The organism is Klebsiella pneumoniae complex sp. WS1778 (assembly GCF_049472055.1).
Taxonomy (GTDB): domain Bacteria; phylum Pseudomonadota; class Gammaproteobacteria; order Enterobacterales; family Enterobacteriaceae; genus Klebsiella; species Klebsiella quasipneumoniae.
The window spans coordinates 641,353-653,777 of record NZ_JBKGTJ010000002.1 but is presented as its reverse complement, the minus strand read 5'-3'; the positions used below and the strand labels follow the sequence as shown (position 1 = coordinate 653,777).

The window sequence follows — 12,425 nt, the reverse complement described above, 5'->3', positions numbered from 1 at the left end:
CGCAGCAGAAGTATGGCGGCTGACCCATCTGTACACATACAAGGAGTTATTATGTCTTTTGATTTAATCATTAAAAACGGCACTGTTATTCTGGAAAACGAATCCCGGGTAGTCGATATCGCGGTGAACGACGGCAAAATCGCCGCTATCGGTGAACACCTGGGCGAGGCGAAGCAGGTCATGGATGCCACGGGCCTGATCGTTTCGCCGGGCATGGTCGATGCGCATACGCATATCTCTGAACCTGGCCGTACCCACTGGGAAGGTTACGAAACCGGGACCCGCGCTGCGGCAAAAGGCGGCATCACCACGATGATCGAAATGCCGCTGAATCAGCTACCGGCCACCGTCGACCGGCAGACCATTGAGCTGAAATTCGACGCGGCGAAAGGCAAATTGACCATCGATGCTGCGCAGCTTGGCGGCCTGGTCTCTTATAACCTCGACCGACTGCATGAGCTGGATGAAGTGGGGGTAGTGGGATTCAAATGCTTCGTCGCCACCTGCGGAGACCGCGGGATCGATAACGACTTCCGCGACGTCAACGACTGGCAATTCTTCAAAGGCATACAAAAGCTGGCCGAAATGAAGCAGACCGTGCTGGTGCACTGCGAAAACGCGCTGATCTGCGACGAGTTGGGCGAAGAGGCGAAAAGGGAAGGCCGCGTGACGGCGCATGATTACGTAGCCTCTCGTCCGGTCTTCACCGAAGTGGAAGCCATTCGCCGCGTTCTGTATCTGGCGAAAGTCGCCGGTTGCCGCTTGCACGTGTGTCATGTCAGCAGCCCGGAAGGGGTCGCCGAAGTGACCCGCGCCCGTCAGGAAGGGCAGGACGTCACCTGTGAATCCTGCCCGCACTACTTTGTGCTCGATACCGATCAGTTCGAAGAGATTGGTACCCTGGCGAAGTGCTCTCCGCCGATCCGCGATGCGGAAAACCAGAAAGGCATGTGGGAAAAGCTGTTCAACGGAGAAATCGACTGCCTGGTCTCCGACCATTCGCCGTGCCCACCGGAGATGAAGGCTGGCAATATCATGCAGGCCTGGGGCGGGATTGCCGGTCTGCAAAACTGCATGGACGTGATGTTTGATGAAGCGGTGCAGAAACGCGGTATGTCTCTGCCGCAGTTTGCCCGTCTGATGGCGACCAACGCCGCCGATATTTTCGGCCTGAAGCATAAGGGCCGCATTGCCCCGGGTAAAGATGCCGACCTGGTGTTTATTCAGCCGAACAGCAGCTACGTCTTACGAGCAGAAGACCTCGAATATCGCCATAAAGTCAGCCCTTACGTTGGTCGCAAGATTGGCGCTCGGATTGCTAAAACCATCCTGCGCGGCGAGGTGATCTATGACATCGAACAGGGCTTCCCGCGCGCACCGAAGGGGAAATTTATCCTTAAGCATCAGCAGTAACGGGTGAATAAACAGTTGGGATGGTTTTCTCCCTCTCTCTTTGGGAGAGGGCCGGGGTGAGGGCATAGGTGGGTACATTTCGCCTCACCCTATCCCTCTTCCCAAAAGGGAGAGGGGACCGTTTCTCGCCCCATTCCATATTTAGCGCCTGTTTAACGGCAGGCGCTTTTTCAGGATTTCATCATGGTGGTATTGCCGCTAAATAAACGTAACACCCTGGCGGGGTTTCAATGGTTCTTCTTTATTTTCTGCAACACCGTTGTGGTACCGCCAACATTACAGTCTGCTTTTCAGCTCCCTGCCAGCGCGTTAATTACGCTTACCCAGTACGGGTTTATCACCACCGGGTTGGCCTGTCTGGCACAGGCGTTACTGGGACATCGTCGGGCGATTATGGAAGGACCGACGGGCCTGTGGTGGAGCACCATTCTGACGGTCACCGTGGGCGAAGCCGCACGGGGGACGCCGTTCGACAGCATCGCCTCCAGCCTGGCTGTCGGCATATTTTTCTCGGCGGTGCTCACCATCATCATTGGCGTAAGCGGCATTGGCCATCGCCTGGCTAAGCTCTTCAGCCCAACGGTAATGGTCTTTTTCATGCTGCTGCTGGGCGCGCAGCTGACTACCATCTTTTTTAAAGGCATGCTTGGGCTGCCCTTTAGTTCGACGCAGGTTAATCCGGGTATTCAGCTGGCGCCATTTTGCCTGGCGCTGTCGGTGATGATTCTGGTGCTGGGAATGATCATTTTTCTCCCGGATGGTATCGCTCGCTACGCCCTGCTGATCGGCACTCTGGCGGGCTGGGCAGGCTGGTATCTGCTGTTTCGCATACCTCCCGCTACGGTAGCCTCAGGCCCCATTCACTGGCAGTGGTTCCCGCTGGGTTATGGCGGCCAGCTACGACCCGGCATCATTTTAACCGCCCTGCTGGCGGGACTGGTTAATATTACCAATACCTATGGCGCCATTCGCAGCACCGATGTTTTTTACCCCCAACAGGGGGCCAGTAATACCCGCTATCGACGCAGCTTTATGATCTCCGGTTTGATAACATTAATAACGGTTCCGCTCAACGTGGTGCCATTTTCCCCGTTTGTTTCGTCGACAGCTTTATTAACTCAAACGGGCGACACCTCGCGCCGGCCATTTATTATCGGCTGCTTGTGCTGTCTGCTGGTTGGATTATTTACGCCGCTGACCCACTTTTTTACCACCCTGCCTTTACCGATCAGCAGTGCGGTTATGCTGGTCTCTTATCTGCCGTTGTTATATTCCAGTTTATCTTTCAGTAAGCAAATTACCTTTACCGCGCGAAATATCTATCGGCTGGCTCTACCGTTATTTGTCGGCATTTTTTTGATGGGACTACCGCCGGTTTATCTCCAGACGTTGCCTCTGACAATCAGACCCCTCGTAGGTAACGGCTTACTAATCGGGGTGCTGCTGGCGGTAGCCATGGAGAATCTCATTCCCTGGGATCGTATTAAGTCATGACATTAAAAGGATGAACAATGAAAATTATTATTGCACCAGACTCGTTCAAAGAAAGCGTCAGCGCCAGTCGCTGCGCTCAGGCGATTAAGGCGGGCTTCGTCTCCATTTTCCCTCAGGCGGAGTGCATCTGCCTGCCGATCGCCGACGGCGGCGAGGGGACGGTTGAGGCAATGGTTGAGGCGACCGACGGCAAAATGGTGATGCTGCCGGCGATGGGGCCGCTGGGGGAGGTGGTAGGCGCCTTCTATGGCCTGAGCGGCGACGGGCAAACCGCGTTTATTGAAATGGCGGCAGCCAGCGGGCTGATGCTGGTTCCCGCCGGGAGACGCGATCCCTTGCGGGCCACCAGCTTCGGGACCGGGGAGTTGATTCGCCACGCGCTGGACGCCGGCGTTCGCCATATTATCCTCGGTATAGGCGGCAGCGCCACGGTAGATGGTGGAATGGGCATGGCGCAGGCCCTGGGGGCACGTTTTCTTGACGAGCGCGGCGAGAGCGTAGGATTCGGTGGCGGCGCGCTGGCTCGGTTGGCGAGCATTGACTTACGCGACCTCGATCCGCGCCTGCGCAAATGCCGGATTGATGTGGCCTGCGATGTGGATAATCCACTGCTCGGCGAACGCGGCGCGGCGGCGGTCTTTGGCCCGCAAAAAGGAGCCAGCGCAGAGATGGTCGCTGCCCTCGAGCGCGGTTTGCAAAATTACGCGCAGGTGCTGCTCATGGCAACGGGTGCGGAGGTGACGAAGATTGTCGGCGGCGGCGCGGCGGGCGGAATGGGCGTGGCGGCCTGCGTATTCCTTAACGCGGCGCTGAAGCCGGGTATCGATATCGTGATTGAGGCGATGCAACTGGAGGAGGCGCTGCGCGACGCGGATCTGGTGATTACCGGTGAAGGGCGAATGGATTCGCAAACCGTCGGCGGCAAAGCGCCGATTGGCGTGGCGCGGCTTGCGAAAAAGCATGGCATCCCGGTGATCGGTATCGCTGGCGTTCTGGGGGACGGCGTGGAAGCGGTGCATCAGCATGGCATTGATGCGGTATTCAGCATTCTGCCCGCGCTGGCGCCGCTTGCCGAAGTGCTGGATCGCGGTGAGCAAAATCTGTATGCCTGCGCGCGCAATATTGCCTGTGCTATCAAGCTCGGCCAGAACATTCCCGCCTGAATAAAAAATGCCACGGTTCTCACCGTGGCAAAATCCAACATAGCTAAACAAAAAAGAATGTTATGCGATGGGTAACAAATCCGCCTTTACCGTTGTGTCCGCATTTCACCGGGTGGCGGATGACGCCTTACCCGGCCGACGAAAGCGGCGAGATGTACCCGTAGGAACACGCAAGCAAAGCGCCGCCGGGCAATACCAACGAGCGCAGATTGTTAGCAATCAGATCTCAACGTCACGGTTGCAATCTTTCGAGTAGATATAGCTGAACGCCTCGCGCCCAACGCCGTATCCCGCCTGTAGGGAATAAGCGCCCATAAAGATATAGTCGCCTTTCTTCACCGGAACCCAGTTGTTATCGAGGTTATACACGCCCTGGCCGGAAAGAATATAGGCGCCGTGCTCCTGCACATGAGTTTCGATATAGCCGTGGCTGGCGCCCGGCTCGAAAGAGAGGATATGCATATTCATATCGAAGCCCAGCTCTTTTGGCAGGAAGTCGATCAGAATAACGTCTTCCATTCCTTCATAATGAATACGCTCCAGCTGGCTGACGTTGCCGGTGACCAGATAAGGCGCACGGCCCTCTGTCGGAATATAGCGGCGCTTATAGAGAAATAGCTGACTGTCGGCTGAATGGCTATTACTGAACGTCATCCGTTCACCCGGTGGGCAGTAAAGATAGCCGCCTTCGGTCAGCGCAAAGGTTTTACCCTGCGCCCCGGCGGTGATTTCCCCCTTTATGACATACAGGAAGGTTTCAATGCCTTCGCCGCCAAACCCGCTTTGATTGCCGCCGTTTTCATGCAGCGTCACCAGATAATCAACGAAGGATGCGCCTAATTTCGGCGTCGACAGAATAGTCACATCACAGTTAGCAAAACCCGGAATAATATTTTTGACCAGACCGTCCGGCGTCAGCAGGGCATAATTACCGTGGCGCACGATGGAACGGCTGGCCAGTAAATCATCGCGATAACCCACGACATTATTTAAATATCCCATTATCTTTTCCTTATTCAGTCCAGGCCAGTTGGTGCAGCATTAAGGCGAGCGTTTTTACGCCTTCCGCCAAATCGTCGATATGCGTACTCTCCGCCGGGTTATGGCTAATACCTTTAATGCTCGGCATAAAGATCATGCAGGTCGGGAAGCAGGGGGCGAAAATTTGCGCGTCGTGCCCCGCGCCGCTGTGCATCACGCGGAAATTCACCTTCTCCTTTTCGCACAGGGCAGTGAGCTGGGCGACCAGCCTCTTGTCCATGGGAACCGGAGCTTCATCCATCCACAGGTCGATTTCAATGCCAATATCCATTTCCTTGCAGATCCGCCGCATATCGCCTTCGATCACTTCAGTAAATGCCGTTAATGCAAGGGCATCGGTGTGGCGGCAATCCATGGTAAAGACCGTTTTACCCGGCACCACGTTGACCGTATTCGGCTGCGGGTCGACTTTACCGAAAGTGAGCACCAGCGGGTCGCCGTGGGCTTTCGCTTTGGCGATAGATTCGCAGCAGATGCGGCTGAAAGCATGGACGGTGTCGCGGCGGTAGCCCATTGGGGTGGTGCCGGCATGGTTAGACTCGCCGTTGAGGGTAATGGTGTAGCGGCGCTGACCGACGATGGCGTTGACCACACCGATGGACTGCTTGTTGGTTTCCAGCACGCGGCCCTGTTCGATATGCAGTTCAACGAAGGCTTTAATATCCCGGCGCGGCGCCAGCGGGGCGGCGGGCAGGCTGAAACCGCACTGCTTCATCGCATCGACAAACGCCACGCCTTTGGCGTCTTTAATCTCACGCACGTCCGCCGGGTTAGCGATGCCGACGATATTTTTGCTGCCCCAGAAGACGTAAGGGAAGCGGCTGCCTTCTTCTTCCGCTAACGCCAGCACCTCCACGGTACGCAGCGGCGCCCCGTAGGTCTCTTTTAGCCAGCGGACCGCCAGCCAGGCCGCCAGCGCGCCAAACTGACCGTCAAGATTACCGCCGTTGACGACGCTATCAATATGCGAGCCGCTGAGGATAACGTCGTCGGGAAAACGGCTACCGGGCAGGCGGCCATAAAGGTTACCCACTTCATCGAAGCGTGTTTCCAGCCCGCTGTCGCTCATCTTTTGTTTAAACGCCTGCTGCGCCTGCAGCCACTCCGGCGAATAAAGCAAGCGGGTGAGTCCGCCGGTAGGATCGGCGCCGAAGGATGAAAGCCAGGGCAATGTTTCTTCAATTGCCTGTCGAAAAGAATGAGTCATACATAACTCCTGTTACTTATTTTATTGAGCAAAAGGGGAATTGGTTTCATAAGAGCGGTTATATAAAGCGTCTGAAACCAGATAGTCATAAATCTCATCAACGATTTCGATCCCGTTGACCGCGCTGTTTTTCTCATTGATATCCAGATTCTGCCCCGGGTAATAAACCTGACTAAATCCAGGCGCTGGCGTAATGGCGCTTAATTCGCGCATGGTGTCGCTAATGTGCTGGCGAAATAAGGCGCTGGAGGAGAAAAAGTCAGGATTAATCACAATATGCAATTGTCCTAACTCACGCCCCTGGCTCAGGTTGTCGTACATCGAGCTGACCTGGCGACCAAAAGGAAGGTTGAGCAAAATGCCGGATAGGACGTCAATCATCATCATCAGCCCGTAACCTTTCGGGCCGGCGGCAGGAAGCAGAGCATGGACGGCAAAGGGATCCGTGGTTGGGGCGCCGTTTTTGTCCACCGCCCAGCTATCGGGAATGCTTTCATGGCGAGAACGAGCATCAAGGATCTTTCCCCACGCCTGGACGGTGGTGGCCATATCGAAGGTGATGATATCGTCGCCCTCGCCGGGGGCGGCGAAGGCCAGCGGGTTTGTGCCGTAGTAGATCTCCGCCCCGCCAAAAGGGACGACCATCGGGTCTGACTGACACAGCGAGAGGCCAATCAGCCCGGCGCGAGCCGCCTGCTGTGTGAAGTACGAGATGGCCCCGCTGTGTCCCATGCGGCGGATACCCACTACGGCTACGCCATTTTGCCGGGCGATCTCAATGGCATGTTCCATGCCCATTTTGGCGGCGACCTGGCCGGCGGCGTTATCGGCATGCAAAATGCCGCTGCAGGGGCCGGTTTTTTCAAAGCTAAAGGTGGGATGACGATTGGTGCCGCCTTTTGAAATTCGTTCAGCATAATATTCAACACGAACCGCGCCGTGCGAATGAATGCCTCTGGCATCAGCATAAACCAACACATCGGCAATAATATCCGCGTGATTATGAGTAAGTCCTGCTGCGTTCAGCTTATTAGCAATAAGCTGATGAAGTGTTTCCCGACTGACTTTCATCTGTCTTCCTTTTAACGACGGTGTAGAGCCTGACTGCTGATTAAAATACGGGGAAAAGAAACTGAAATTGTGATCTGTATAGTTAAATGACCAGTGTTAGATTTTATTTGATAATCGTAACGGATTTATCATAAATGGCCGTGTAATCGATTTATTAAAAAATCACTGCTAATGTCAGGTGGTTTGTTTGAAAGCCTGTGGTAATAATCCTCATGTGATTTTGGTCACACCATTAAGAATTTCATCTCGTTAGCCTGATGGCAGATTAACCATGCTCATTCAATTGCAATGGGTGCAATTATTGGGGAGTTATTATGATCCATGCCTTTATTAAAAAGGGCTGTTTTCAGGATTCAGTCAGTTTAATGATTATTTCACGCAAGCTGAGTGAGTCAGAAAATGTCGACGATGTTTCGGTCATGATGGGCACGCCGGCAAATAAAGCGCTGCTGGAAACTACCGGTTTTTGGCATGACGATTTTGCCACGGCGACGCCGAATGATATTTGCGTGGCGATCCGTACCGATTGCGTAGATGCGTCGGTGACGGAAATGATTATCGCCCTTCTGGATGAAGCCTTATCCGCCCTGGCGCAGGGAAGCGGACAAAGTCAGAGTCTGAACGTGGTTCGCCGCTGGCAAAGTGCGATGCAAAAACTGCCGCAGGCCAATATGACCTTAATTTCCGTTGCCGGAGAATATGCCGCGGAGCTGGCCCATCAGGCGCTCAGTAGCGAGAAAAACGTGATGATCTTCTCCGACAACGTCACCCTGGAAGATGAAATTGCCCTCAAAACCCGTGCCCGTGACAAAGGATTGTTGGTGATGGGGCCGGACTGCGGCACCGCCATGATCGCCGGCACCCCGCTGGCCTTCGCCAACGTCACACCGGAGGGCAACATCGGCGTGATTGGCGCTTCCGGTACCGGTATCCAGGAACTGGTCTCGCAAATTGCCCTCGGCGGCGAAGGGATCAGCCATGCGATTGGTCTCGGCGGCCGTGACCTGAGCGCGGAAGTGGGGGGGCTTAGTGCGCAAACGGCGCTGGAAATGCTAACCCAGGATGCACAGAACCAGGTACTGGCCTTTGTTTCCAAGCCACCTGCTGAGGCGGTGCGCCTGAAGATAATTAACGCAATGAAACGCAGTGCTAAACCGGTGGTGGCGCTATTTCTTGGCTATGTCTCGCCAGTCAACCGTGATGAAAACGTCTGGTTTGCCCGCACGCTGGACGAGGCCGGTCGGCTGGCGTGTCTGTTAGCGCGAGTGGTACGCCATCAGGAAAATCTGACCGCAGTCGCGGGTAAGCATATTCGCGGTTTATACACCGGCGGCACGCTGGCGGCGGAATCCGCCGGGCTGCTGGCTGAGCGCCTGAACATCACTCCCGATGAGCATCACCCGCAGGGCATGATGCTCAACGCCCTAGGCCACCAGGTCGTCGACCTCGGCGATGATTTCTACACCGTCGGTCGTCCACACCCGATGATTGATCCCTCCCTGCGTAACCAACTGATTGCTGAACTCGGCGAGCAAACGCAGGTGGGTGTATTGCTGCTGGATGTGGTGATTGGCTATGGCGCCACCGCCGACCCGGCGGGATCGCTGGTGGAAGCATGCCGGCGGGCCTGGGCATTGAGGAGTGAAAGCCATCCGCTGCACGTTATCGCGACCGTGACCGGTACCGAAAATGACCCGCAGTGTCGTTCCCGACAGATTGCCGAGCTGGAAGATGCCGGCGTGGTGGTGGTCGATAGCCTCCCGGAAGCCGCGCTGCTTGCTGTTGCGCTGATTAGCCCTCAGCGGATGGCGGAGCCCGCACCGCGTTCCAGTCTGCTGGACGGGGTGGCGGTAATTAATGCCGGTCTGCGCAGTTTTGCGATCGATTTACAGTCCGCCGGAACGCCGGTTGTTCACTATCAGTGGGCGCCGATTGCCGGAGGAAATAAAAAACTGGCTCGTTTATTAGAGCGTTTGCAATAAGAGGTCCCTATGTTTACATCAGTGGCGCAGGCCAATGAGGCAGTAATTGAACGAATTCGGAATGCACGTCCGCACTGGCTGGATGTGAAGCCGGCAGGTGCGCTAATCGGGGCGCTGAATCAGAACAAAACGTTGCTCCACGCCGGGCCGCCGATGCGCTGGCAGGCGATGACCGGCCCAATGAAAGGGGCCTGCATTGGCGCATGCCTGTTCGAAGGCTGGGCGCAGGATGAAAAAACCGCCCATGCGATGCTGGAAAGCGGCGAAATTACCTTTATCCCATGCCATCACGTTAACGCCGTGGGGCCAATGGGCGGCATTACTTCGCCGAACATGCCGATGCTGGTGGTGGAAAACATCGCTGAAGGCAACCGCGCCTATTGCAACCTGAACGAAGGAATTGGCAAGGTGATGCGTTTCGGCGCTTACGGTGAAGATGTGCAGCAGCGCCTGCGCTGGATGCGCGATGTGCTGATGCCGGTGCTTAGCGCAGCGCTGAAACAGATGGAGCGCGGTATCGATTTGACGGCGATGATGGCGCAGGGCATCACCATGGGGGATGAGTTTCACCAGCGTAATATCGCCACCTCCGCGCTGCTAATGCGCACGCTGGCACCGCATTTGGCGCGCCTAAATCACGACAAACAGCAGATAGCTGAAGTGATGGATTTCCTCGCCATTACCGACCAGTTCTTCCTCAACCTGGCGATGGCCTACTGTAAATCGGCGATGGATGCCGGGGCGCAGATCCGCGCGGGCAGTATCGTCACCGCGATGACCCGCAACGGCGATATGTTCGGTATTCGCGTCAGCGGGCTGGGCGACCGTTGGTTTACCGCGCCGGTCAATACGCCGCAGGGGCTGTTTTTCACTGGCTTCTCGCAGGAGCAGGCCAACCCGGATATGGGCGATAGCGCCATTACTGAAACTTTCGGCATCGGCGGGGCGGCGATGATCGCGGCCCCGGGCGTGACTCGCTTTGTCGGCGCGGGTGGGATGGAGGCGGCGAAATCGGTCTCCGAGGAGATGGCGGAAATCTTCCTTGAACGCAATATGCAACTGCAAATTCCGGGCTGGGATTTCCAGGGCGCCTGTCTGGGGTTGGATATTCGCCGGGTGGTTGAAACTGGCATTACACCGCTTATCAACACTGGTATCGCGCATAAAGAGGCGGGGATCGGCCAGATTGGCGCCGGAACCGTCAGAGCCCCACTGGCCTGCTTTGAACTGGCGCTGGAAGCGCTGGCGGACGAGCTGGGCGTGAGCTGAGGCACACAATGGATAAGATCCGTCCGCTAACAGGCAGCATTGACGCGCCGGACCATCGCCAGCCATGGCGAACCGGCGGCCTCTGGCAGCGCACCATCAATCTCTATGTTGCAGACGGCGCGCTGCTGACGCTGCATCATCGGGGACAAGGCGTGAGCCCCGGCGGATGGGTATTACGTCACCATGATTTTATCCGTTTACACGCGGCGCTGAAGGCGGGGGGGCTGCCGATAGCACGGGATGACGGCATTCAGGTCGATAACCTGTTGCTGTTACCACCGCGAAGGCGCTGCTCCCTGCGGCCTCGATATCAGCCTGGTGGCCCTTATCTACCGACAGCGCTCATGAAGCGCCCGGAAGAGACGGGCCTGTTCGGGCCGCTGTCACAGGCTATCCATCTGCCGCATCATCCTGAGTTGCGGCAATTACGCCACTGTTTTGCTTCTGCGTTGGCCGGGAGCGCCGTTGACTGGCGGCTGTGGCTGGGGAAGGGGCCAGGCCTGACGCCGAGCATGGACGATATGCTGATCGGCATGATGCTGTCCGCGTGGTGTTCTGGACTGATGTCGCGCAACAGCGGACACCATTTCTTTCGTGCCTCCGGCGATCTGCATGCCGCCACAACGCAGGTCAGCGTCAACTATTTACGCTACGCCAGTAAGGGATGCTTCGCTTCACCGCTACTGCATGTTGTTAACGCGCTTCAGTGCGGACGACGAATTGAACCTGCCGTCGAAGCCCTGCTGGCGATGGGGCACACCTCTGGTGCCGACACGCTTCTGGGGTTCTGGCTGGCGCAACAAATAATGTAAGGACTTTTATGAAAACGCTGGTTGTTGCCCTCGGGGGTAACGCTTTATTACAGCGCGGAGAAGCGCTGACGGTAGAAAATCAATATCGCAATATTCACAGTGCCGTTCCCGCGCTGGCGCGTCTGGCGCAGCATTACCGTTTGGCCATTGTGCACGGCAACGGGCCGCAGGTAGGCCTGCTGGCGCTGCAAAATCTGGCCTATAGCGACGTCGAACCTTACCCGCTGGACGTGCTGGTGGCGGAGAGCCAGGGCATGATTGGCTATATGCTGGCCCAATGCCTGGCGCAGGAATCGTCGGTACCGCCGGTATCGACAGTGATGACGCGTATTACTGTGGCATCGAACGATCCGGCCTTTTCGGCGCCGGAGAAATTTATCGGTCCGGTCTATGACCCTGAGTTACAGCAGCAGCTGGAAGAGGAGTACGGCTGGACGATGAAGCGCGACGGCAAATACTTGCGTCGGGTTGTCGCCTCGCCACGGCCGGTGAGAATTGAGGAGAGCGACTCGATTGAGCGTCTGCTGAATGAGGGGCATGTCGTGATCTGCTGTGGCGGCGGAGGCATTCCGGTGCTCGAGAGCGGGCAGGGCGCAGAGGCGGTTATCGATAAAGATTTGGCCGCAGCGCTACTGGCGGAACAGATTGATGCCGATGGTCTGGTGATCCTCACCGATGCGGATGCGGTATATGAACACTGGGGCACCCCAATGCAGCGACCGATCCGTGAAGCGACCCCGGAGGCGCTGGCGCCTTTTGCTCGCGACGATGGCGCGATGGGACCGAAAATTTCGGCAGTCAGCAGCTATGTTCGCCGCAGGGGCAAGCGGGCGTGGATTGGCGCGTTATCACGCATTGAGGAGACTCTCGCCGGTCAGGCGGGAACCTGTATCAAGCCCTGACGGGGGACTACTGTCGGTGAGGATGCCTGAATATCGTGCATTCTGCCCCGCGACGGCGACGCGTTGCCAGG

At 56.6% G+C, this 12,425-nt stretch carries 10 protein-coding genes; 7 read left to right on the top strand and 3 right to left on the bottom strand.

The annotated features are described in order from the left end of the window. Positions 1 to 51 precede the first annotated feature (51 nt). The 3 genes from allB to glxK all read left to right on the top strand — a co-directional run bounded on the left by allB (position 52) and on the right by glxK (position 4,070). Entirely contained in the window at positions 52 to 1,413 is a 1,362-nt protein-coding gene (allB, locus tag ACLEXF_RS13045; protein WP_043521427.1) for an allantoinase AllB, read from the top strand. A 183-nt stretch (positions 1,414 to 1,596) separates the two neighbouring features. Next, positions 1,597 to 2,907 carry a uracil/xanthine transporter gene (locus ACLEXF_RS13040; protein ID WP_043521426.1) on the top strand — a complete coding sequence of 437 codons (1,311 nt, stop codon included), beginning with the start codon at positions 1,597 to 1,599 and terminating at the stop codon, positions 2,905 to 2,907. Positions 2,908 to 2,924: 17 nt separating this feature from the next. Beyond that, on the top strand, positions 2,925 to 4,070 hold the full coding sequence (glxK, locus tag ACLEXF_RS13035; protein WP_043521425.1) for a glycerate 3-kinase: 1,146 nt from the start codon (positions 2,925 to 2,927) through the stop codon (positions 4,068 to 4,070). Positions 4,071 to 4,289: 219 nt separating this feature from the next. On the opposite strand, the gene allE is transcribed toward glxK, so the two are convergent. The 3 genes from allE to allD are packed head-to-tail and all read right to left on the bottom strand — an operon-like array spanning position 4,290 to position 7,389. After that, complete coding sequence (gene allE / locus ACLEXF_RS13030) at positions 4,290 to 5,072, bottom strand: (S)-ureidoglycine aminohydrolase (protein WP_407259903.1); 783 nt, start codon at positions 5,070 to 5,072, stop codon at positions 4,290 to 4,292. 10 nt (positions 5,073 to 5,082) lie between these two features. Beyond that, entirely contained in the window at positions 5,083 to 6,318 is a 1,236-nt protein-coding gene (allC, locus tag ACLEXF_RS13025; RefSeq protein WP_062914527.1) for an allantoate deiminase, read from the bottom strand. 21 nt (positions 6,319 to 6,339) lie between these two features. Beyond that, positions 6,340 to 7,389: an ureidoglycolate dehydrogenase gene (gene allD, locus ACLEXF_RS13020; RefSeq protein ID WP_043521422.1), complete on the bottom strand. Its 1,050-nt coding sequence runs from the start codon at positions 7,387 to 7,389 to the stop codon at positions 6,340 to 6,342. A gap of 314 nt (positions 7,390 to 7,703) precedes the next feature. Here allD and ACLEXF_RS13015 point away from each other — a divergent pair, with 314 nt between their 5' ends. Genes ACLEXF_RS13015 through ACLEXF_RS13000 form a run of 4 tightly spaced genes read left to right on the top strand, consistent with a single transcriptional unit; the run spans position 7,704 to position 12,354 of the window. Beyond that, on the top strand, positions 7,704 to 9,371 hold the full coding sequence (locus ACLEXF_RS13015) for an acyl-CoA synthetase FdrA (RefSeq protein ID WP_407259902.1): 1,668 nt from the start codon (positions 7,704 to 7,706) through the stop codon (positions 9,369 to 9,371). Positions 9,372 to 9,380: 9 nt separating this feature from the next. Next, positions 9,381 to 10,640 carry a DUF1116 domain-containing protein gene (locus tag ACLEXF_RS13010; RefSeq protein ID WP_057213745.1) on the top strand — a complete coding sequence of 420 codons (1,260 nt, stop codon included), beginning with the start codon at positions 9,381 to 9,383 and terminating at the stop codon, positions 10,638 to 10,640. Between the two features lie 8 nt (positions 10,641 to 10,648). After that, positions 10,649 to 11,452, top strand: a complete 804-nt coding sequence (locus ACLEXF_RS13005; RefSeq protein ID WP_064794524.1) for a DUF2877 domain-containing protein — start codon at positions 10,649 to 10,651, stop codon at positions 11,450 to 11,452. An 8-nt stretch (positions 11,453 to 11,460) separates the two neighbouring features. Next, complete coding sequence (locus ACLEXF_RS13000; protein WP_094311741.1) at positions 11,461 to 12,354, top strand: carbamate kinase; 894 nt, start codon at positions 11,461 to 11,463, stop codon at positions 12,352 to 12,354. Positions 12,355 to 12,425: the final 71 nt, after the last annotated feature.